16 protein-coding genes are annotated in these 22100 nt (G+C 60.4%); 8 read left to right on the top strand and 8 right to left on the bottom strand.

Annotated elements, in window-relative coordinates:
* Both PDO_RS14230 and PDO_RS14225 read left to right on the top strand, forming a co-directional pair.
* Window positions 1–730, top strand: a 730-nt coding sequence (locus PDO_RS14230) for an ArdC family protein (RefSeq protein ID WP_007602868.1), incomplete at its 5' end; no start/stop codon positions are given.
* A 534-nt stretch (window positions 731–1264) separates the two neighbouring features.
* Window positions 1265–3409 carry a DUF3363 domain-containing protein gene (locus PDO_RS14225; RefSeq protein WP_244426453.1) on the top strand — a complete coding sequence of 715 codons (2145 nt, stop codon included), beginning with the start codon at window positions 1265–1267 and terminating at the stop codon, window positions 3407–3409.
* 31 nt (window positions 3410–3440) lie between these two features.
* On the opposite strand, the gene PDO_RS27230 is transcribed toward PDO_RS14225, so the two are convergent.
* Window positions 3441–3662, bottom strand: a complete 222-nt coding sequence (locus PDO_RS27230) for a helix-turn-helix domain-containing protein (RefSeq protein ID WP_007602864.1) — start codon at window positions 3660–3662, stop codon at window positions 3441–3443.
* Between the two features lie 139 nt (window positions 3663–3801).
* On the opposite strand from PDO_RS27230, the gene PDO_RS14215 reads away from it, so the two are divergent.
* The gene (locus tag PDO_RS14215) at window positions 3802–4464 is read left to right on the top strand and encodes a hypothetical protein (RefSeq protein WP_007602862.1); all 663 of its coding nucleotides are present in this window, start codon (window positions 3802–3804) and stop codon (window positions 4462–4464) included.
* A gap of 202 nt (window positions 4465–4666) precedes the next feature.
* Here the strand turns inward: PDO_RS14215 and PDO_RS14210 are convergent, their stop codons facing one another.
* From PDO_RS14210 to PDO_RS14200, 4 genes are all read right to left on the bottom strand, one after another.
* Window positions 4667–5872, bottom strand: coding sequence for an MFS transporter (locus tag PDO_RS14210; protein ID WP_007602860.1), 1206 nt, complete (start codon window positions 5870–5872; stop codon window positions 4667–4669).
* Window positions 5873–6475: 603 nt separating this feature from the next.
* The gene (locus PDO_RS28365) at window positions 6476–6643 is read right to left on the bottom strand and encodes a hypothetical protein (RefSeq protein WP_007602858.1); all 168 of its coding nucleotides are present in this window, start codon (window positions 6641–6643) and stop codon (window positions 6476–6478) included.
* Between the two features lie 72 nt (window positions 6644–6715).
* A complete protein-coding gene (locus tag PDO_RS14205) occupies window positions 6716–8005 on the bottom strand; it encodes a ComEC/Rec2 family competence protein (RefSeq protein ID WP_007602856.1) in 1290 nt (429 codons plus the stop codon).
* Window positions 8002–10095 carry a S8 family serine peptidase gene (locus PDO_RS14200; protein WP_007602854.1) on the bottom strand — a complete coding sequence of 698 codons (2094 nt, stop codon included), beginning with the start codon at window positions 10093–10095 and terminating at the stop codon, window positions 8002–8004. Before PDO_RS14200 ends, PDO_RS14205 begins: the two co-directional genes overlap by 4 nt.
* A 270-nt stretch (window positions 10096–10365) precedes the next feature.
* Here PDO_RS14200 and PDO_RS28360 point away from each other — a divergent pair, with 270 nt between their 5' ends.
* The 5 genes from PDO_RS28360 to PDO_RS14180 all read left to right on the top strand — a co-directional run bounded on the left by PDO_RS28360 (window position 10366) and on the right by PDO_RS14180 (window position 17613).
* The gene (locus tag PDO_RS28360) at window positions 10366–10542 is read left to right on the top strand and encodes a hypothetical protein (RefSeq protein ID WP_007602852.1); all 177 of its coding nucleotides are present in this window, start codon (window positions 10366–10368) and stop codon (window positions 10540–10542) included.
* Window positions 10543–11148: 606 nt separating this feature from the next.
* Window positions 11149–15159 carry a helix-turn-helix domain-containing protein gene (locus PDO_RS14195; RefSeq protein ID WP_007602851.1) on the top strand — a complete coding sequence of 1337 codons (4011 nt, stop codon included), beginning with the start codon at window positions 11149–11151 and terminating at the stop codon, window positions 15157–15159.
* Window positions 15159–15467, top strand: a complete 309-nt coding sequence (locus tag PDO_RS14190) for a hypothetical protein (protein WP_037074204.1) — start codon at window positions 15159–15161, stop codon at window positions 15465–15467. The genes PDO_RS14195 and PDO_RS14190 overlap by 1 nt, the downstream gene beginning before the upstream one ends.
* The gene (locus tag PDO_RS14185; protein WP_007602849.1) at window positions 15464–16369 is read left to right on the top strand and encodes a restriction endonuclease; all 906 of its coding nucleotides are present in this window, start codon (window positions 15464–15466) and stop codon (window positions 16367–16369) included. The genes PDO_RS14190 and PDO_RS14185 overlap by 4 nt, the downstream gene beginning before the upstream one ends.
* Window positions 16370–16392: 23 nt before the next feature.
* Window positions 16393–17613, top strand: a complete 1221-nt coding sequence (locus PDO_RS14180) for a hypothetical protein (protein WP_007602845.1) — start codon at window positions 16393–16395, stop codon at window positions 17611–17613.
* A 651-nt stretch (window positions 17614–18264) separates the two neighbouring features.
* Here PDO_RS14180 and PDO_RS14175 read toward each other — a convergent pair.
* The 3 genes from PDO_RS14175 to PDO_RS14165 are packed head-to-tail and all read right to left on the bottom strand — an operon-like array spanning window position 18265 to window position 22052.
* On the bottom strand, window positions 18265–19851 hold the full coding sequence (locus PDO_RS14175) for an FGGY family pentulose kinase (protein WP_007602844.1): 1587 nt from the start codon (window positions 19849–19851) through the stop codon (window positions 18265–18267).
* Window positions 19844–20545, bottom strand: coding sequence for an HAD family hydrolase (locus PDO_RS14170; RefSeq protein ID WP_007602843.1), 702 nt, complete (start codon window positions 20543–20545; stop codon window positions 19844–19846). Before PDO_RS14170 ends, PDO_RS14175 begins: the two co-directional genes overlap by 8 nt.
* A 22-nt stretch (window positions 20546–20567) precedes the next feature.
* Entirely contained in the window at window positions 20568–22052 is a 1485-nt protein-coding gene (locus PDO_RS14165; protein ID WP_007602842.1) for a mannitol dehydrogenase family protein, read from the bottom strand.
* Window positions 22053–22100: the final 48 nt, after the last annotated feature.

Raw genomic sequence — 22100 nt, 5'->3', positions numbered from 1 at the left:
TGCGGCCATTGAGGCTGGTTTTTCCTCGCCCTATTGGATGACCTTCAAGCAGGCCACGGAGCTTGGCGCGCATGTGCGCAAGGGCGAGCGTGGCAATATGGTTGTCTATGCGAACACCATCACCAAGACCGGGGAAGAGGACGACGGCGGCGAGGAAGAGCGGCAGATTCCGTTCCTGAAAGCCTATACGGTTTTCAACGTCGAGCAAATTGAAGGGCTGCCCGAGCAATATTATGCGAAGCCCGAACCCATAATTGATCCAGCCATGCGGATCGAACACGCCGAAGCGTTCTTTTCGGCGACCCGTGCCGATATTCGTCATGGCGGCAATCAGGCCTATTATAGTGGCGCGAGCGACCATGTGCAGATGCCCTGTTTCGAGAGCTTTCACGCGCCGGAGGCGTACTATGCGACGCTGGCGCACGAACTGACCCACTGGACAAAACACAAGAACCGCCTTGACCGGGAGCTTGGTCGCAAAAAGTGGGGCGATGAAGGTTATGCCCGCGAGGAACTGGTTGCCGAGCTTGGCGCAGCATTTCTGTGCGCCGATCTGGAATTGACGCCGGAGCCCGGTGCGGACCATGCGGCTTATATTCAGGGCTGGCTCAAAGTGCTGAAGCAAGACAAGCGCGCCATCTTCAGCGCCGCCGCCCACGCGCAGCGCGCCGCTGATTTCCTGCACGGTCTGCAAAGCGTTGCGGCCTCCAAGGAAGGAGCTGCCGCGTAAGCGGCGGTTCCCACTGTCTTGGTGGAAAATTTCGCGCCCGCCAGGGGCGGGCGCTGGATACCATTAGTTTGAATTGCGTCAGATATGCTCAATTGCATCGAGGATATTTTGATAGTTTCAAACTCCGAATGGTTTGAAAACGGGCGATCAATCCCCTGTGCACAACCTGCCGGGTCACTCGGCCGATATCGATATCATGTACATGCCGATCCATAGGGCCGGCGGCTTTGTCCACACGGAGCGCTGGCATTTAGGTCCTTCAGGGAGCAGTGGGTTAGGAGGGGAACTGGGGGAGGGAAGGACTGCAAGATAAAGCGAACCTGGGTTCGCCCGAGCTGCGCTTGTAAGGTATTGTCTGCACATTGTTTTCCGTCCCGAAAAACGGAAAAGAGCGATTTGCGCGATGTGGGGTGAACTTTAGATCCGCCTGATGTTCTTTGTGATCGGAGAGGATAGCGGCCACCAGCCGCGAGGTGCGATACCCCAATCTACGCGGCTGCAAGTCTTTTTACGCCGGCCTGCGACGACGGCAATTTGCTGCTTGTCACGCCTCGGATGGGCGTCGAACCTCCCGATATGGCCGACCGTGACGACAACAGTTTCCGTATCAAGCCGGGCCGACCGAAGAGTCGGGGGAGCCGCGCCAGCCTGCACGCAAAACCGTTCATCACCCAGGTGAAGATCGCCGTGCGTAAGGCAGGCGGAAACCCGAACCGGATTGGTGGGGAGTCAGGGCAGGGGAGCGGGCGCTTCAATGCCCGAGGCCGTGGCGCAAAACTCGCGCCGTCCTTTCCGAAAGACGGTGGCGGTTGGACGCGCGATGGCAGCGGCACCCGCTTCCGGTCGCGGCGTGTCGTGGTCAAGGCGCGCGTGGTCAAGCTTGCCCTTCAGCGGGGTCAGTCACAAGGCTCGAAATTCCGCTCGACTTCGGCAAAGGTAGTTGCACATCTGCGCTATCTGCAGCGCGATGGAGTCACGAAAGATGGCGAGAAGGGCAGGGTCTATTCCGCATTCGAGGATGAGGCCGATGGAAGGGCATTCGTCGAGCGCGGACGCGACGACCGGCATCAGTTCCGATTCATCGTCGCACCCGAAGATGCTGACGACATGGCGGACCTGCGATCCTTCACCCGCGATCTCATGAAGCAGGTGGAAAGCGATCTGGATAGCCGGCTGGATTGGGTTGCCGTCGATCACCACAATACCGGTCATCCTCATACCCATGTCATTGTCCGGGGCGTGCTCGACGATGGCCGCATCCTTAACATTGCCGGCGACTACATCGCCCATGGGGTCCGCCACCGGGCCGAGGCACTGGTAACTCTGGAGCTGGGTCAGCAGAGCGAACTGGAGGTCGCAGAGAAGCTGCGCCATGAGATCGAGGCCGAACGCCTGACGCGGCTCGACAGGATGCTGATCGCGGAGAGCCGGGAACAGGGAATTGTTGATCTGCGTCCCGATGCTTCCGACAGCTACACAGTCCGGGCCAACCGATCGCTGCTGATCGACCGGGCCAAGCGCCTGGAGCGATATGGCTTGGCAGATGAAATCAACACCGGACGATGGGCAATCCGAGATAATGCTGAACAGACATTGCGAGCGCTTGGCGAGCGCGGGGATATCCTCACGACTATGCACCGGGCACTGGAGGATCACGGCCTGGCCGATGAGCGTGGTGCCCGCGATTACATCAACCACGGCAAAGGCATCACCGAGCCAATCGTCGGTCGGGTCCTGGCCAAGGGACTTGCGGGCGACGAGATGAGCGACCGGTTGCATCTGGTCATCGATGGCGTGGACGGACATATCCATTATGTCGAGACAACAGACATCGGCCAGCTCGACGAACTGCAGCGTGGCCACATCGTCTCCCTCGACCCGATCCCGCAGAAGGCCGAGCCCAGGGCATCCGACATCAACATCTGTGACCTCGCCGCAAACAACGACGGTATCTACCGCCCAAGCGATCATCTGGAGCAGGCGAGGGCAAGGATCGAAAAGATCGGCGGTGATCCCGATGCCTTTATCCGCTCCCATGTCCGCCGCCTCGAAGCGCTTCGCCGTGCCGGACATGTCGAGCGGATCGATGCCGATCTCTGGAAGATCCCTAGTGATCTTCCCGAACGCGGCATGGCCTATGATGCTAGAGACAGTGCCAAGGATTTTACCGTTCGCTCGCTCTCCACCCTCGACCTCAATAGACAAGTCGGAAGCGACGGCGCGACATGGCTCGACCGAGAGCTTGTCTCTCGCGACCGCACACCACTCACGCAAGCAGGATTTGGCCTGGAGGTCAGCGAGGCGATGGACCGCCGCCGCCAGAGTCTTGTCGATCAGGGGCAGGCCGTGCGTCTCGACAATGGCAGCATTCGAGCGCCCCAGGATCTACTGGAGCGACTGGAGCGGACCGAGATCGAGCGCGTTGGTCGGCAGATAGCGGCGGAGCGGGGTCTAGCCTACACGCCGAGCCAGCCGGGGGAATATGTCAGTGGATCGCTCAAGGGCAGCGTCAACCTCGCCAGCGGGCGTTTCGCGATGCTAAATGACGGCATCGGCTTCCAGCTTGTGCCGTGGCAACCGGCGCTCGACCAGCGGGTCGGCCAGCATATCAGCGGCGTGGTGAGAGACGGCGGTGGAGTTGATTGGAGTTTTGCGAGGAAACGAGGTCTGGCTTTGTGAGGCCGGTCGCCTATTGCTTGACTTGGCCCAACTAGCCCCTTTTGAAAAGAACGCCCATGGTCCCGCCTTCTGCATGAATGAAGGTTATGCCAGTCTGTTCAAACGCAGCGGTGATGCTGGCGAGATTGTTGGCAATGGGCATGTGCGCGCCACGTTCGAAATCAGCAATGGTTTGCCGTGAGACGTTCGCCGCCTCTGCAAGCGTCGTTTGACTCCACCCCAACATTGCCCGCGCGGCGCGGCACTGTTCCATCGTCAATACACTGCTATCCAAGGCAAACTTTCTGATTGATGTCTGTCATTTTGTATGTGATGCTTTGTCGTATGCGATCAGGCAGATGCTGTAACATCCACCTGATCTGACCATAACCAAGTTGTAGGGAACTCGGATCATGGCTGATTCCGACAATAGCAGAACTTTGCCTGTCGTCACGCGGCGCAGATTGCTTTCCACGTCGGCGGCGTGGCTGGCGGCACAGGTTGGGGATGTGGATGCGGAACTTTATTCCGAAGACGACCAGCCAGACGGTGGCAATCCAGCATTGATGTTGTGGCAGGAATGGTGGGCGGCCCATGAGCAGGTCGAGAGGTTCTGCCGGAAGCAGCAGCGGCTTGAAACTGCTCTAATCGCGGCGGTGGGATTTCCCCATGTTGACATTGCCGTGCCTGATCAGCATTGCGCGGTTGCGGCCTTCACCATGGAGGAGATTGACCACCAATTTGGCGATGCGTCGGAAAACGCCGAAGCAAAGATGCAGGCGAAGGCAACGCTCGCTGAGCAGCAAGCCGCTTGGGACGAACTGGACGACCGGATGGGATACAGCCGCGCCAAGCAGGCGGAGGAGAAAGCCTTTGCGATGCGCGAGGAAAGATTGAATGATCTGTTTTCACAACCGGCTAGATCGGTTGCCGGTGTGGCCGCTAAGCTTCATGTTGTTCTTGCGATGGGAGAAGACAGTCCAGGTGATGAATTTCCATGGCCGCAAATCCGGGCCGCGATGACGGACCTGCACAGTCTCGCCAGCAGACCTTCGGGTCAACGTAATCGGGCGTAGGCTTCCGGTCACGCTGCAAACGGCTGCTTAGCGCCCTCAATGCGGACGTAGAGGTCATATTTTCGGATATCCGAAAGCAGACATGCCTCCCTATTGGCGTCATGCCGCCTGTGCGCCAATTGCGGTCGTGGTGTTGAGACGGCATCATTGGTCGCCAAGGTCGAGAGTACGACCAGCCTTATCAAGATACGTTCACTGCAGCTCAATGTCTCAACTTGCGGCTTAGCTGAGAAACCACGGCCAGCATCAGCAGCGCCAATGACGACAGTACCGCTCCCACCGCAAATGTTCCGAACGAGCCGTAGGTGTCCCAAAGCAGACCAGCCATGACGTTGCTCACCAAGACAACAACGCCAGTCATCAGGTTGAAAACACCGAATGCGGTCCCTTTCAGATGTTGAGGGGCTGTTCCGGCAATCAACGCACCCAGAAGCCCCTGGGACAAGCCCATGTGCAGCCCCCACAACACGATACCGACGAGAAAGAAACTGATCGAATTCGCGTATGCCAGCACCGAATAGGCTGCGATCAACACACCGACACTCGCCATAAGCAGACCCATGCTGCCGATCGCGTCGGAGAGCCGACCTGCTGGATAAGCTGTCAAGCCATATACCGCGTGCATGATCACCATCGTGATCGGTATCCACATGGGTTCGAAACCCGCTTCATGGGATTTCAACAAAAGGAAAGCTTCGCTGAAGCGGACGAATGTCAGAATAGAGGCGGTCGCAATCACGATCCACGTTGCCGTATTCAGCTTCACGACCTCACTTATCCGAAATGACGGTCCCACCGTGCGCGGGGCCTGCTCGGGCTCCCTCACACCAAGGATCAGAACCAGCACGGAAAGAAACGCAGGAACAACCGCAATCCAAAAGATCAGGTGTACGTTGCCATTAAAGGCGAACATCAGAGCGATGGCCGCGAGCGGCCCCGCAAAGCCTCCCACCGTATCCAGCGACTTTCGAAGCCCGAAGGCGGCCCCCCTGATTTCCGGCGGCGTGACATCTGCGACCAGAGCGTCACGCGGAGTTCCCCGAAGACCCTTGCCGACGCGGTCGACGGCCTTCGCCGCGACGATCCCGTCGATGGACGACGCCATGGGGAAAATGAGTTTCGAAATCGCGCCAAGCCCGTACCCGAAGACGGCCAGCACCTTGCGGTTTCTTGTCCAGTCCGCGACGATCCCGGCAAACAGCTTCGTCATCGTTGCTATGGCGACTGAGAGGCCTTCGATGAACCCGACAAGAACTGCCGACGCGCCGAGCCCGGAGACGAGATAATACGGCAGAAGAGTCTGCACCATCTCCGACGAGATATCCATCAGCAGGCTGACAAAACCGAGTATCCAGACGGTTTGTGGAATACGCACGCGCGAGGTCGACGTTCTTATGGTTTGTGTCATATGAGCCCCTTGTCGACCGTGGAATACTTAGGCGTTTAACAACGGTCAACGTGCTTCGAGTTGCCCTCGCAAAAGCTCAGCTTCCGGTCTCGCAAGTTAGCAGAGCGGGAGCATGCGATTCAGGAAGAGGCTCTCTGCAGCGGCATTGTCTGGCAGCACGTTTTAGGCCGAGCTGCTTTTGCTGATCAGATCCGCAACGCTGCGTCCGCTTGGGGCGGAACGCGGACCTCATCACCACGTGCGTGGATGTCCGGTTTCGCCGTTCGGCAACCCGTCATCGGAGAGTCCGATTACGGCCCCAAACCTGCCGCCTCAGTGAGTTGAACCAACGGCAAGTTCCGGGCGAACCGTCAAGCGCTTTGACTGGCAGCAAAGGGGTCGGATCCTGCCGATATGGGCTTCCCTTACGCCAGCTCAGTATTCGTATGTGTGGCCCGTGCAGCAATCGGCGGCGTTTGTGTAGCAATTTCGCAGAATATCGCGCCGTAGCGCACAATCGGCGCGGCTGGCAGACTACGCCCGATGATGAGCACTACGCCTACGCCATAGTACCATAACGCCGCACGGTGCGCATTCCGGTGCCGGACCATTTTCTAGAGGACTTCATAGCTCGCGCACCACGTTCGCCTGGCGCAGCAAATCGGTCTTGCTCCTGCGTACTTTCATCCCCCGGATCTTCGCAAAGCTGGCTTGGGGCCAAGTGTCCGCGACCCCGTCGGGGTTGACGTCCATGCCGTCTGTAAAATTATCCTGAGCGTGCTTCAGGTTCACCGTGTCCGGTTCCTCGCTCCAGTTGGTCTCGAGTACCAGTCCGTACGTTGCCGCCCCCTTGATCCACTCGCATTATGCGAGGTCGATCGTCATGCTGGTCTCGGTCTTGCGGAGCGACCGCCGCGTGATCTTGGCCGCACTCGCCGATGCATTGAACAGGCCCTCGACCTCATCCCAGAGATCCTGAAACTCCGTGGCCCGCATCGACGACCAGTTGAACCAGACGGTGGTGGTCCGGCCGCCGCTCAGCGGTGCGGCTTTGACCGCATCGATGTAGCCCTTCACGACATCCGGCTCGGGATTGTGGTGCTCGCCATCGCCGCAGAAGATCAGGTGGCTGGCGCGCACCGACGCGGCGAACTTGGGCGAATAGCTGTTGTGGGCGCCGTGGTGCGGGACCTTCAGCACATCGACTTCGATCTTGCCTGAGGCATCGAGCAGGTTGGCGGCCTTCAAATATTCGAGCAGGCTTTCATCGCCAGCATCTCCCGTCAGTAACACTCGCTTGCCGTTTTCCTCGATCAGCAACACGAGCGAGGCGAGATTGGGCGGTGTGACGTCCTTTTCGACGGAAAGCGCGATGCTGCGGCTTAGGTTCGCGAGATCGAGCGTCTTGGCGTCTGATCCGATGGCATCAGCATCACGCTGATGCGCCTTGCGCAGTTCCTCAATGCGCTTCTTGCTCTTCTTGAGCCAGACGATCCACGCCTTGCGCAGTTCTGTAAGCTCCTTGGCGGTGGGGCCGAGCACGGTGATCTTGAGTGCGCCGAGCCGAATGGGCGTTTTGGGCCGCGCGGTCATTAAATTGCCCCCAAAATCGGGATTGAGCGGTATATCGAGTTGGTCCGGGCCGATCCGCCAATTGACCTCAATCGCTTCACCGACGCTCAGCGCCAGCATCCGCGTTTCGCTCGCAATCTGCTGGGCCTCGCGTCCGCCAAGCGCCGCCGCGTTCAGCCCCGACAGGACACCGGCGCTCGACGCCAGCGCGGTGCCGAGATCAACCTGCTCGGTGCGCTCGATGTCTTCGAGAAAGGCATTGTGCCAAAGCTGCTTGATCTCGGGCGGGCGTGGCACCTTAGGCTTGCCGAGCCGCCCGCCATTCGCCTGGGCATGATCATAGGCGCGCCACGCCACTTCATCGCTAAGCAATTTGAGCATGCCGCCGATATGGTCTTGGTCGATGTGCGAGACATAGGCGACGTCGATCGCCTTACCTGCGGTGCGCAGCTTGGCAAGCGGCGAGGCGATGAAGTCATCAAAGGCCTTTGGCAGGCCAGCATCGGCGAGCAGCCTTTTGTCGTCCGACGAGGTGAGCAGCACGCAATCTCCGCTGGCGCTCGGGAATATCTCGATCTTCATGCCGTCCCCTTCTTCGTCAGGTCCTTGGTCGGCAGGCCGATCCGCACCGCTTCGGCGAGGCACGCCTGAGCATCAATCACGCCGAACCCGGCATCATTGCTCCAGGCATAGTTGGCGCCTGGGAGCGGCTGCGATGTGCGGCGGATGATGCCGCTGATCTGCGCTGCGGTGAGCTTCGGGTTGAGCGATAGCATCAGCGCGGAGACGCCGGCGACATAGGGACTGGCCATGCTGGTCCCACTCATCGCGACCCATAGCGCGGTGGGATCGAACCCGCTTGCCGCCACGATATCGGTGCCGGGCGCCGCGATCTCCGGTTTGGGGCGGCCATCGCGGGTCGGACCCTGGCTCGACGAGGCCGCCAGCGCCTCGCGCGCCTCATCATAGTTGGTGACGCCGGTGACCCGCGGGCCGCAGGCGAGCGAACTCAAGGTCGAGTTGTCGACATAGGTGGTGTTGCCGAAGAAGGAAGGTAGGCGCCATTGCCCGCTAGCGTTGCCTTGCCCCGGATCGTCGCGCTCGATCCAAGCGTTGAACGCGCCGCTGCGGATGATCTTGCCGGTCAGGCGGACCTTCCACGATCCGGCTGTAATGCCGATCACCGGCCGGCCCATGAAGGGGCTCAGGAATACCGAGATACAATTGTCGCCGTTCTTTGGATCGCTCAGTCGATTGTAGATCGACACCATTGTGCGATCGGCGAGCATCTGGTTCTCTATCTGCTCGCCGGGCGCCACTGGACCGATGCGCTCGCCATTTGGCGCGAACAATTCGATCAGGAACTCGTCTTCGGCACCAAACCAAATGTTGACCTGGTTCTCCGATATGTCCTCAAGCCCGTTGCCGACGACGGTCCATTCAAGATCGCGGCGAAGGCTTGCCGCCGGGATCGTGGCGCTAGCATGGACACGTCCGGACCAGAAACCGAGATCGCCATCGAATTGCGGTTGATCCTGACCACTATTGCCGGCAGCAACGCAGATGGCGCGGCCGGGTTCGAACAGCGACGTATCGATCCAACGCGAGACGAACTCCGACCCGTCATGCGCGCCCCCATTGGTTCCGAGGCTGATATTGATCGAGACCGCGTCGCACTTCTCGCGGCGCGCGAGTTCGAATAGATAGGCCAAGCCATCGACGATCCGTGTCGTGTCGTAGAAGTTGCGGCCGCGGTCATAGTCGCGCTCGCTCAGTGCTATCATCACGCCGGCAATCTTCGCGCGCTTGCACAGCCCCGATCGCCCGGCGGCGATGCTGGCGACATGCGTAGCATGCGACCCGCGCTCGCGCACCGACTGCGGCGCGAGGTCATGCGGCGACAATTTTGACGCCTTGGCCTGGGCCATGGCGAACGCGATGTCGGTGCTGCGGATTTCCGAACCATAGCCGGTCAGCTTGCCGGCTTTGCCCTCGCTGACGGTCAGGTCTGGCGGCGCAAAGGCGTCGCCACCCTGGTCCCAGATCGCGATGACGCGCGAGGTGCCCGCGTCGTCGAGAAAATCAGGGTGCGCGAAATCGATACCACCGACATCGATGATGCCGACCAGCACATTTTCGCCGACCGTGTCGAGCGACACGCTGGTGCCTCCCGCAACGCTGAGCATGCCCTGGTTGAGATAGGCATGCCGGTTGGAGGGGGGTGCCAGAGGAATGGCATCGGCCACCGACGGTGTCGGCAGCTTGAGCGTCTCGCCAAGTTCGATCAACTGGATCGCGGGATTGTCGTTCAGCTTTTCAAGTTCGGCGAGCGTCGCGGTTGCGACGCCGACGCGGCCGTTTCTTCGTGAGATGATCGCCGGGGTCGGAGCGTCGATCTGATTGAACAACACGAACACGCTGACCTCGACGTCGGTCGGCAGGCTGGTCTGGCTCTTGCCGCGTTTGACGGCGCGCAAGGTCCGGCCGAGCGACTTGAGACTTTTGCCATCGACCGGAATGGCAAGCGACGACGCCATCGCTTGACGCGTGCGCCGTTTGAGCCGGACCGCGCCATTCTGTTCGGCGCGGATGGCGTTGACCTCGGTCGCGCCATTGGCGACGCAACGCAGCCGGCTGTCGAGCTTGGTCAGGCGATCCAGTGGTCCAGCCATTCTATCCCCCGAAGAATTGGAACGCACAATTGCCTAGCGAATCGAGCGGATACCTGGCGCGTTCGCGTAGACGGGCTAGATTAACATGAATTGTGACGCCGCCATGAAAGCAAAAGCATCTAAAGTGTTAGGGATCGATATGTTCAGACAATCCGCGTCGCATGATTTGGTAATTCCAAGCATGACACCCGATCAACCATGTCGGTTGTCTATTTCGTTAGCTAGAAGCTGGCGCGACGAGGAGCGACAACCCCGAAAGCGGAGTAACTTATGGCGAGCCTGAACTTCAACATGGAGGGCTACGGAGATGCCCACCATTTCGTCTGTGCCGCACGATTGGATCAGCCTGCCGATATCGTTGCGCTCCGGGGCGTGGTTTCAGACTTGTTTCTCGGCTCCATAGCCGCCGCGCGACATGTCGTGTGGCAAATGGCGGCCTTTGCGTAGCCATCGCGCCATGGCGTAGAATCGGCGGGGATGGCGGGCAGCGCCCGACGAAGATGAGCACTATGAAATCTTCATAACCCTTTGATGATTATAAAGATACTTGGTCTTGTGCGGTTATCGGCGGATTTCGTCGGCATATGGGTGGCTAACGGCGGCCATTTCGGGCGTTTGGCAGGGTATTGCCGTTTTGTCCTCCGATTGCCGACATGCAGTTGCTCTTTGGATCTGTCGCTTTCTCCGATCTGCTCGACTCATCGATCAAACGACGGAAACTGGGACATTTCTGTTGTTCCCCGGCGACAAGTGGAACAGCAGGTCCCGTCAAATGGTGACGTTCAGCGTTTACCTCGCTGGTATCGCAAACTGACCGAGGTTGGGCTGGTTGCTGACTGGCGGCTTTCAGTCTCAGCGGAGGCTACAGCAGACGTTCTAGCCGCCGCCCTCGGTGTAAACGAGCCGGTTTACCTACGCCTCGCGAATGAACGGTGAGCCGCACCGCGTCGTGCCCAAAGATCGCGCGACGTCATCCGCTGCCGACCTATCGCCTTCAGACCGCACACTCTCTGGGTGTTGCGTTATTTTTGCCATACAGCTATGATGTGTATCATGGCCACTCAACCGAAATACGCTGCTCTCGCCCGGTTCATCACTGACGGCCGTACCAAAGCGAACCTCACGCAAGGCGCGCTCGGCCGCGCACTCGGCCTCAAGCAACAGTCCATCAGTCGGTGGGAGGCGGGCACGCACCGGCCATCAATCGATCAGATGGCGCCACTCGCAAATGTGCTCAAGCTTGATGAGTCGCGGCTCATTCAACTGGCGCAGACTGATGCAGCGCCTGTGTTGGCTGTAGCGCCGCACCTGCCGTTGAGCATGCTCGCGCCGGAGATGTTCGAACGCTTTATCGGGGATCTTGCGAGCTATCTCTACCCCAACCGCAACACGCGCGTGCGCGGTGGCCGCGGTCACGATCAGGGCGGTTGGGACGTTCTCACCATCGGCGACGGCGAAACGATCGGCATTCAGTGCAAGCAGGTCGAGCGATTCGGCCCTGCCGAAGCCCGACGCGCCATTGCCGCCGTCGACCGCCCGGTAGATCGGTCGATTCTTGCTCTCAGCCGCGTCGCCAGCCCGGCCACCGCTGATGCGATGGAGGCTGCTGGCTGGGAAATTTGGGACCAGGACGACATATCCCGCAAGGTTCGCAGCCTGCCGGGAGAACTTCAGGACAATCTCGTCGACATCTTCTTTCGGGGGCAGCGGCTGGTCCTGCTCGGCCGCGACAACCCCGGCCCATGGGTCAAAGCCGATCGCTTCTTCGCCCCGTTCGACCAAGATGATAGCGCCTTCACCCATAACTGGGAGCTTGTCGGTCGCGAGGGCGACCTTAAGACCCTGAACGCAGGGCTAGAAGGCGAGCAGCCGGTAGTCATTGTCTCAGGCGCGGGGGGCATGGGCAAATCGCGCCTCATCAAGACCGGTGTTGAGCGTTATGCAGCGGCACACCCGGCAACGCTGGTGCGCTTCCTGTCGCCCGTCGGCGACCCTAACCACGAAGGTCTCCAAGCCCTTGGCACTGGCGAAAAGCTGTTGGTGGTCGACGACGCGCATGACCGCGACGGTCTTCCGCTCCTAATCGACTACGTCGCGGACCCCCGCAACCGAGCGCGACTACTGCTTGCGACCCGTCCGTATGCCGAGCAGCGCATTCGGAATGACCTTGCGCGCTTCGCTATTTTCAAGCCTGTCGAAATCGCACTTGGTGTTCTGCCGAAGGCGGCGATGCGCGATCTCGCAGCGCATGCTCTGACCAAATTTGGTGGCGACGAAGGTTGGGCGGACTTGGTCCAGCGTATTGCCGCCGACAATCCGCTCGTCGCCGTAATGGCGGCGCGCGTCGTTACCGAGCAGGAAGTGTCCGCCGAAATGGTGCGGAACGCCGACGATATGCGTGCTGTCGTGATCGAGCGATTCACCCAGGTGCTGACCGGGCGGATCGGTCTTCCGGAAGACAGTCGCCTCCTTCGCGATATGCTTGGGCTAATCGCCCTCCTCCAGCCGGTTCGCATCGACGATCGCGAGATCGGAAAGCTGCTGGAGACGGTCACGGCACATGCGGCAGATGATGCAACGAGGGCGCTCAAGATGCTCGTTGATGGCGGCGTGCTTTACAAGCGAGGCCGATTCTATCGGCTCATGCCGGACCTGCTGGGCGACTATCTGATCGATGATATCTGCATCCAGCACGACGGGCGGCTCAGCCTCTTTGCCGAACGTGTCATCAATGCCGTTGACGATCGCCTGCTCACGCAGGTGATGGTCAATTTGGGGCGTCTCGATTGGCGCCGACACGGCGGTGATCCCACAGACAGCAATTTGCTGAATGCAGCCTGGGCTCGCTTTCGCGACATCGACTATGACTGGGATCCTCGGATCGAGGCTGTACGAGCGGTAGCGATCTATCAGCCGGCGCAGGCGCTACGCTTCGTCAGCGACCGGCTCCGTGGCGGTAAGGGCTTCCGTGAGGCAGCGCCAATCCTCTCGAATATCGCGCACACTGAGCGCTACCGTCGAGAGGCATTACAGCTGCTCTGGGAGATGGGACGAACTGATACCCGCGAAACCGGCTCCCACCCGGGTCATCCGATTCGGGCGTTAGCCGAGCTCTGCGAGTTTGCCGAGCACAAGCCGCGCGAATTCAACGACGAGATTGCCGCCTTTGCATTTGGCTTGATGGACGACGATCGGGCGTGGGACGGGGCGCACACGCCGCTCTCGATACTGGCTCCCTTGCTCAAGGGCACGATCGACAAATCGCGCGCCAGCGCGCGGGCGATCATGCTCTCGAGCGCATTCGTGACCTACGAATATGCGCTCCCGCTCCGGCGCGCTGTAATCGACCGAATCATCGCCCTGCTGGAACATGACAATCCGCGTGTTTGCGCAATCGCTGCCCGCTATCTCCATGATGCATTGAGGATGCCCTACGGCATTGGCAGCATGTCGCCGCCAGAGGATTTGCGCGAACAATATCAGGCAGAGTTCGCCGCCACGATCGAGGCTGTCACCGCGATCATGAATCGCGGCGGCCTATCGGTCACGACGATTCTCGCCGTCACGGATGCTGTTAGCTGGCATGCTCAATATGGCGGCGGAATGCCTGGCGACGCAGCGAACCGCTTCCTCGACGGCCTTCCTAACGACCTGAACTTCCGTCTGCGCGCAGCGATGGTCGATCGTGCCCGGTTTGCTTTTCGCGGGCAGATCGCCCGTGAGGCGGAAGAGGACGATGTCGAGAAATGGCTGCCGGCGCTCGCGAACGAGCTCAAGGAGACATGCCCAGAGCCAGAAGAGTTACTCGATCAGCTGGAGGATGCGCTCGCCGACCTGGCCCGGGCCGGAATCGGCGATGGCTCCGCTTACATGCTGGCCAACACCCTTTTGCAGGATGACCTACCGCTCGCCCGCGCGCTGCTTGTGCGGGCGGCGGCCGATCCCCGATCCCCGTTTCGCAGCTTCGCTTGGGGTGCCATGGCCCAGTTGCTCAACCTTGAGCCTGCCGATGGTCGCCGCCAGATCGAGCGATTTCTTGAGCGTGACGCCGACATGGCAGCGCGCGGCGTGGCCGCGCTCGGGTCGCTGAGACGAGCTTTCGCTGCGGAAGATCTTCGCTTGCTGCGCCGCGCCGTGTCGAGTGCAGAGGTGGCGGTGTCGCGCTCGGCGCTCGCAGCGCTTCGCTGGTCGAAAGACCTTACCGATCAGCAGGTAAAAGCGATCGCCCTCCTGGCGCCATTCGAGCAACAGCCCGATCTGCTGAGCGAAGTCGCGTCCCTGCTGCTGGAACGGCGCCGCAAGCTCGTCGCGCTTCTCGACACGAACGACGTGGAAAAGCTGCTGGCGCGGATGCGCGACATCAAGGATTTCCAGGGGCACTGGGTTGAATCGCTGCTCGGCGAACTTGCCGAGCACTTCCCCATGCCCTTCGCCGACTTCCTGTTCCAGCGCACTGACCGAGCGCTCGGCGAGGAGGAAGGTGACATCGAACTGCTCGGTTACCGCTTCCACGAGGGCAAGCTTGGCTTTCACAAGTCCGCCGAGGCAGCACGGGTGCTTGATCGCGCCTGGGCATGGCTTCGCCAGCACGACGATGACGACGGATATAAAGTCTATCGAGCGGCGGAACTGGTCGCGGGGATGTTCGACATCGACGCCGATCTCGTTGTGGAATTCCTCGATGGCAAGCTCGACACGGCCGGCGTTGTCGAGCTGAAATGGATTTCGAAGCTTGTGCGCCACACGCATCATCTGTTCGCCTTCAAGCAGCGGCGCTTTGTAGAACGCTATCTCGATCGGTGTGCGGCAGCCGATAGCGAGGCGCTGAATTGGGCAATCGAAGCGCTCGCTGCGGCCGCCATGTCCGGTATGAAATCGGGCACCCGAGGCGAACCGATGCCGCGCGACCTCAAAGCCCGGGATGACGCGCAGGCCGTGCTCAGCACCATGCCTCGTCTCTCGCCCGCCTATCCTCTCTACGATGCGATCCTGAAGGATGCGGAGCGCGATATCGCGCAAGCCATCCGCGAAGGACAGGCACTCGATGCCGAGGATGAGGAATGATGGGGCGTCGCGCGTCTGAGCGGCTGCGTCAGGAACGCGAGACGTTCGACCAGCTGAAGGCGCACGATTCTTTATGGTTCAAACTTCGACTGACGACCGGCCTCGTCGCGATTGTCGCGTTGCTGGTCGTCTTGTTCGTAGCGGCGCGGGTCGTTCTCGCACCATCGCAATATTCCGAGACGACCATCACGCTCGCGGCGGTTGCCATTCTCGCTGACATCGCCGGGCTCGCCGGAACGGTGTTCCTGCTCGTGCTGCGTGATGGAAGTGGGCATTTGCGTCCGACCGTCGGGATCAGCGGCAAATGAGCGCACCGTGGCAAGATTTCGAACGGGCCGTCGCCGCCCTGTGTCAGGCGCTCGCGCCGGATGCGAAGGTGACGCACGACGCGAAAACTCTCGATGTCGATATCGGCTCGCGACGCCAGCGCGACGTCTGGATCGAGGCGCTGATCGGCGGTCACTTCCCAGTCAAGATCCTCGTCAGCTGCAAGCGATATGCGCGCAAGGTTACCGTTCAGCAGGTGGATGCCTTCCTTGGCGAGCTTGGCTCTTCGGGCGCGAACATGGGTGTCATCTACAGCGTGTCGGGGTTCACGAAAGATGCGCTCGCCAAGGCGAAAGCGCGCGGCATTTCGGCGTGCGTGCTTTTGGCCAATCAGCCGCCGCCGATACCCGCGGTCCTGCTTTTCGACGCCTATTTCCTGGATGAGCGTATCCAGCTCGTGGCGACCGGCCTGACAGGCGCGGTCGACTGGAACGCATTGCTCAATGCGGACACGACGATCGAAGGCGAGACGCTGCCGGTCCATCGCGCGCTGGCGGCGGCGTTCGCCAGCGACCTCCCGGCATTGCAAGAGGCGGTCGGCGAAAAGGTGATGCCGGTGCGCGTGAATATGGTCACTCTTGCCGAGGCTGATGGCATCGAGCCCGGGCGCGTTGGCGTTCAAAGCCAATGGGCGATCTTCCGTGCGCGCACCGAAGCGTGGCTGGTAAACGGGTCATACAATTTCACCGGCGAAGATTTCAAAGGGAGCATCGCAACCCCTTCGATCGACACCTGGAGTTCTGATCCAGGGCCTGGCTGGGAGCCGATTCCCGAAGACGAGATCGACGGGGGCAACACGATAAGGTTCTACCGCTTCCTGCAAGACAGCGGGTCTGCGTTCGCAGCGATGGCATCGGGCGCACTCGCCATTTCCGATCACTAAAGTGCAATGAGCTGAGAGGCGGGATGTCCGAGCACAATGACGGAGAAGAACCGGCGTTGGTGGTCGAGGTGCCAACGCCTCGGGCGCCCCGTATGTGGCGCAATTGGCGCGCGGCTCGCAGCGGCGCGCCGCGCCTCGGGATCACCGAATGCAGCTTGTTTTCCGATGCCTGGTTTGTCGCCGAGGCAATTGGCTACGGTCCCTATAGCCTTCTGAACCCCGTTGCGCGGACCACATTTGACGGCGGCATGTACGAGTGGAGACCGGCGCTGACCTTGCGGATGGACCAGCATTTGGCTGGCGAGCGCCCCGATATGACGGTGACTGACGCCGAGCATTATCATGGCGGCTGGTTAGAAGACGAAGTAGCGGCTCTCGTCGCCCTGATATTCGGCGCTCGCGTCATTGCCGGGCCAGTGACCCGTGAATTCGAAGATCATGGCGATCCACTCGGCCGCCCGCGGACCCATTCAGCAGGGCGGTTGCCGGCGCAGCCGCCACGCCTTCAAGCGGTGCAGATTCCGAAATTATTGGGTCAGCGCGATCTCAGGGAAATCGGGCTCCTTTCGACCCTACCGGATATGACAGTGGAGACCGTGACGGCGCTCGTGAAAAGTGCCCACAGCTACCAGCAGGCGCTTTGGTTGTCCGACACCGCACCTGAGCTGGCGTGGCTGCTGTTCGTGTCGGCAATCGAGACCGCTGCCGGCCACTGGGATATGGTCGAACTTTCGCCGGTCGAGCGACTAGAACTCAGCTATCCCAGGATGGTCCGGCGGTTGCGCGAAAAGGCGGATGAAAGCCTGGTCGAGGATGTTGCCGCCGAGATGCACAGGGTGATCGGCGCCACGAGCAAGTTTCGTGGCTTCTGTCGGCGTTTCAAACCTCGCCCTCCGGCCGACAGACCCCAGTTTGGCCAATTCGATTTCGGTGACGCGAATTATCGCGACGCTATAGACAAGATTTACGTCTATCGATCGAGAGCGCTCCATGGCGGTTCGCCGTTTCCGCATCCGATGTGTATGCCGCCAATGTCCTACAGCGACGATGGTCGCGTAGAGGAAAAGCCGACCGGCCTCGCCGCTTCGTCTTACAGCGCGACATGGCTCGCCGAAGACCTTCCGATGTATCTCCACACCTTCGCCTACATCACGCGCGGGGTTCTGCTGAATTGGTGGAGGTCGCTCGCTGAACCCGCTGCAGACGGGACACTACCTACCCATTGCGGCTTTGCCGTCAGCTGATCGCAAGGCCAGATTGGCTGCGACCGAGTTCCAGCAGATCCCGCTCGCGCGCCCGATAGCTTCCTAGCTTGCTTGTCCTCTTCGACGGTGAAAGTCGTTGCGGGGCGGGACCGTCATGACGACCGCGGCAAACTGCCGCTTTCGGGAGCAACAACGTGGCGGACGAACGACTGATAGTGGGCGATTACCGCCGGCGGCTTCGCGTGCCACGAGGATGGCTGGTTCTGGTGGAAGCCGCCGTCCAAGGCCCGATCCGCGAACGACGCATTCTGGTCGAAAGCTGCTGCACTGCCAGCTTGGAGCATGGAAGTATCGGGCAATAGCGTGGAATCGGCTGTTCACTATACCGCATGGTGGTGTGCGATGATCGGCGGCGATATCGGGTCATAGAGGGAAATCGGCGGGAATGGCGGGCCGGCAAGGATTATAAAGGGAGCATGTGTCGAGAGCCTAAGCCGCTAACCGCGGGAGAGGCTTTTCTACCAATCGCAGGAATCGTTGGTTGAGTGCCCCCGCAACCAAACCAAATGCAAGCCAACATAACAAAACCCCTGCGGACATCCCGCAGGGGCTTTTGTCGTTTTTAAAACGTCGCGGCTCAACACCATCCAAACGGCCACAAGCTGCCGAATGGCCGGTGTCGTGTGTCGCTCACATCAGTCGATGAAGCGCGGTGCGGTGGCGCATCATCTCAGCAAGAATGGCGTGATCGCGATTGAGGGCGTCTCGTCGTGCCATATCGGGTCTGACCTCGCTCATTCGCACTGCCATTGCCTGTCCGGCCCTCCAGAAATCTGGGTAGCGGCCGGCGGCGACGGCTGTATGCAGGGCCGTGCCGAGGAGCACTGCGTCACAGCCGTCAGCCTTGCGCACCGTGCAGCCGGTTGCATCGGCATAGAGTTGCGAAAGAAGCGGATGATGCGCCAGTCCGCCGGCGAGCAGCAGTGTCTCGATTCGAGCGGGTCCCGAGGGCAGGCGGTCGATGATGTATTTGACGCCGCAGGCCAATGCGACGCAGCTTCGCCAGTAGATCTGGCAAAGGCCGTCGAAACTGCGGTCGAGGCTCAAGCCCGCGATCGTTCCGGTCAGTCGCGGATCGGAAACGGGTGAGCGCGTACCATGGAAGTCCGGCAAAACGGTGATGGGCAGGCCGTAGTCGGCGCCATTCTGCTGAAGTTGCAGGGCTATATGATCAAGGATGGTCCTGTGCCGTGCCTGGGTCGGCTCGCCACCCTTTGGGTGTGTGCTGACAATGTGGTCGAGCAGGGCACCGGATGCAGACTGTCCGGCCTCCAGCAGCCAGAGATCGGGCACCGCAACGTCACGGAAGGTTCCCCAGCATCCTTCTCCGGAAATCGGACTGTCAAGCAGACGCACGATGCAGCTCGAGGTGCCGGCGATCAGCACTGCCTGGCTTTCCAGGCTATCGGGCGTCGAACGATCCGTTGCACAAAACAGCGACACTGTTCCGGCATAGGCGTCGATGAGGCCGGGCGCGACGAGGCAGTCTGCGGCAAGACCGAGCGCGTCGGCCGCCTCTGGTGTCAAATGCCCGACAGGCAGCGTTGGCAGGCCTGACTGTTCCGGAAGCGCCGATTTCTCACAGAGATCTTCGAGCCCGACACGGCGATAGAAGGCATCCGGACGCGCACCCGGCGCGATTGCGCCGTAACCCCATTTGGCCGCCAACGGCGAGTGTCCGCGGCTGTTGATGCCCGTCGCTCGCCAAGTCAGATAATCTGCAAGGTCGAAGATCATCCCGGCTTGCCGCCAGGTTTCGGGCAAATGCCGTTTCAGCCATATCAGTTTCGGAATCTGCATTTCGACCGAGAGCCGACCGCCGAAGCGTTGCAGCAGCGGATCGTTGGTGCTGTTGCATTCGTCGGTCTCGCGGATCGCCCGGTGATCCATCCACAGGATCGTATCCAGCTTGTTTTGACCCGACGTCGAAACGGTAAGCGGCATGCCATGCGTATCCCTGACCACCAGAGAGCAGGTCGCGTCAAAGCCGATGGCGGCGACATCCCGCGACGAGAGCCCGGCTTCCGACATGGCTGCCCTGACCGCGGTGCAAACGGCGGCCCAGATCTCGTCGCTGTCTTGTTCGAGGTGAAGGGGTTGTGACTGAAACAGCGAAATCGCAGTGACATGCCGGGCGATCTGGTGACCGTGAAGGTCGAAGACACCGGCGCGTGCACTGCCCGTGCCGACGTCCACGGCGATGATGTGGTCATGCATCCGGTTGGTCTTTCGGTCTCCTCACTGGAGCGACAAGGTGGAGCAATTTCTCCATCGCGTCAAATGCTTGCAGCGGCATCAGCGCGGCAAGTCCATCGCGATATGCCGATAGACCTGTGTGCGAACCGCCGGTAAACGCAAGCACGTCCATCCCGGCGGCGCGGGCAGCCAGGATGCCGGCCGGACTGTCTTCGATGACTAGGCATTCCGGCGGCGCCGCTCCCATCTTGTTTGCCGCAAAAAGGAAAAGATCGGGTGCCGGTTTGCCATTTGCCACCATGCTCGCGCTGAAGATATGGGGCGAAAAGCGATCCAGCATGCCGGTTGCAGACAGGCACAAGGCGATGCGTTCGCTCTGGCTGGACGAGGCCACGCACCAGGCGATACCCGCCTCTTCGAGCCCATCCAGGGCGGTATGGATGCCAGGTATCGGGCGCAGTTCATTCCTGAAGCGCGTATAGAGCATGTCTCGCATCCGGTTGAGAAACCGGTCGTCTATCTGAAGGCCGTATTCTTCGCTGACCAGGGTGCGCACGGTTGTCAGGCTGCGACCAAGATATCGTTTTGCTGCACCTTCTTCGTCGATGGTGATGCCGGACATACCCAGCGTCTCGGTCAAAACCGACAGCGCGATCGGCTCGCTGTCAACGAGCACGCCATCGCAATCGAATATGATCAGCCTTTTCGCATCCAAGGTCTTGGCCCTCTATCGGCCCTCAATCAGCCAGATGGCCATCAATGTAGCGTTTCAGTGTTTCAGCGGTGCCAATGGCGCGCAGTGTCTCCAAGGCTTTGCCGAATCGCTGGATAAACAATGGATTGGCGCCGACGTTACCGAAGATATCGGTCAGCGCAAGGAAGGCTTTCGGATCGCTGCGCGAGGCAATGGCTGCTGTCTGCAGTCTTTCGGCACTGGCATCGTTGAAGACGATGGCCTTGCCACTGTCAGACGTTCCTTCGAAATAGCGGCACCACAGGGCAGACACCAGGGCCAGTCCGACAACGTCAAGTCCCTTGGCCAGGCGATCAGCGGTCGACGGCAGAATGAATTTCGGCTGGCGGTTCGATCCATCCTGCGCCAGACGCGGAATGGTGTCGCCGATCTTCGGATTGAGGAAGCGGCTTTCGATCAGCGTGAAATAGTCCTGCAGGCTGGTATTGGGCACCGGCGGAACGATCGGAATAATTTCGTCATTTTCGAGCTTGGCGAGGTAACCCCGGATCAGCGGATTTTCCATGGATTCATGAACAAAATGAATGTCCATCAACGCTGCCGGATAGGCGATTGCGGCGTGGCCGCCATTCAGGATGCGTAGCTTCATCAGTTCATAAGGGGCTACATCCTCAACGAACGTGACGCCGACCTCCTCAAGTGCCGGACGACCAAGGGGAAACTTGTCCTCCAGCACCCATTGCTTGAACTCCTCGCAGAACACCGGCCACTTGTCGTCAATGCCATACGTGTCGCGTGCAATGCCGATCTCGCGTTCGCCGGTCGCCGGCGTGATGCGGTCGACCATGGCGTTCGGGAAGGCGACATTGTCTTCGATCCAATGGGCAAAATCGGGATCCGATAGCTTGGCAAGCCCGGTCAGGGTGGCTTCCGTGACCTCGCCATTGCCAGGAATGTTGTCGCAGCACATCACCGTAAAGGGCGCAATTCCAGCAGCGCGGCGTGCCTTGAGACCGGCAATGATCAGCCCGAAAACGCTTCTAGGATTGGCCGGATCATTGGCATCGGCAACCATCGCCGGATGAGTCGGGTCAAACTCTCCAGTGGCGGGATCGATGAAATAGCCGCCCTCGGTAATCGTCATCGATACGATGCGGATCGCCGGGTCGGCCAAGGCAGCAGTGATCTTGTCGAAGTCTGGCGCAGTCAGGATGCCGATCATCGGTCCCGTCACGGTCGCTGCACTGCGATTGTTGTCCTGTTCGACCACAGTCGTCAGATAATCTTGCGAGGCCAGCTTTTCCTTCATCATCTGGTCTGACGGCATAATGCCGGCACCGAGGATGGCCCAGTCGAGATCCCGCCCCTTGTTGAACAGCTCGTGCAGATAGATCGCCTGATGGGCGCGGTGAAAATTACCGACGCCGAAATGCAGGATGCCGGCCTTCAACTGCTCTCGGCGATAGCTGGGCACAGCGGCGGTCGAGGTGATTTCGGCAAGATTGGCCAGCGATAAAATATGTGTCATGTCACGGTCCTCGGGGTGCGAGACGTCAGTCTTGAGGCAAGCGCCTTG

Source organism: Rhizobium sp. PDO1-076 (assembly GCF_000247475.1).
Taxonomy (GTDB): domain Bacteria; phylum Pseudomonadota; class Alphaproteobacteria; order Rhizobiales; family Rhizobiaceae; genus Allorhizobium.
Note: the sequence above shows the minus strand (reverse complement) of the source record. Positions and strands in the feature narration are given on the sequence as shown.

Bases quoted from the DNA above. Each gene is read 5' to 3' on its own strand.
- PDO_RS14195 (WP_007602851.1), top strand. From the start codon at position 11,149: ATGGCCACTCAACCGAAATACGCTGCTCTCGCCCGGTTCATCACTGAC.
- PDO_RS14180 (WP_007602845.1), top strand. From the start codon at position 16,393: ATGTCCGAGCACAATGACGGAGAAGAACCGGCGTTGGTGGTCGAGGTG.
- PDO_RS14205 (WP_007602856.1), bottom strand. From the start codon at position 8,005: ATGAAGATCGAGATATTCCCGAGCGCCAGCGGAGATTGCGTGCTGCTC.
- PDO_RS14210 (WP_007602860.1), bottom strand. From the start codon at position 5,872: ATGACACAAACCATAAGAACGTCGACCTCGCGCGTGCGTATTCCACAA.
- PDO_RS14190 (WP_037074204.1), top strand. From the start codon at position 15,159: ATGGGGCGTCGCGCGTCTGAGCGGCTGCGTCAGGAACGCGAGACGTTC.
- PDO_RS14185 (WP_007602849.1), top strand. From the start codon at position 15,464: ATGAGCGCACCGTGGCAAGATTTCGAACGGGCCGTCGCCGCCCTGTGT.
- PDO_RS14165 (WP_007602842.1), bottom strand. From the start codon at position 22,052: ATGACACATATTTTATCGCTGGCCAATCTTGCCGAAATCACCTCGACC.
- PDO_RS14200 (WP_007602854.1), bottom strand. From the start codon at position 10,095: ATGGCTGGACCACTGGATCGCCTGACCAAGCTCGACAGCCGGCTGCGT.
- PDO_RS14175 (WP_007602844.1), bottom strand. From the start codon at position 19,851: ATGCATGACCACATCATCGCCGTGGACGTCGGCACGGGCAGTGCACGC.
- PDO_RS14215 (WP_007602862.1), top strand. From the start codon at position 3,802: ATGGCTGATTCCGACAATAGCAGAACTTTGCCTGTCGTCACGCGGCGC.
- PDO_RS27230 (WP_007602864.1), bottom strand. From the start codon at position 3,662: ATGGAACAGTGCCGCGCCGCGCGGGCAATGTTGGGGTGGAGTCAAACG.
- PDO_RS28360 (WP_007602852.1), top strand. From the start codon at position 10,366: ATGGCGAGCCTGAACTTCAACATGGAGGGCTACGGAGATGCCCACCAT.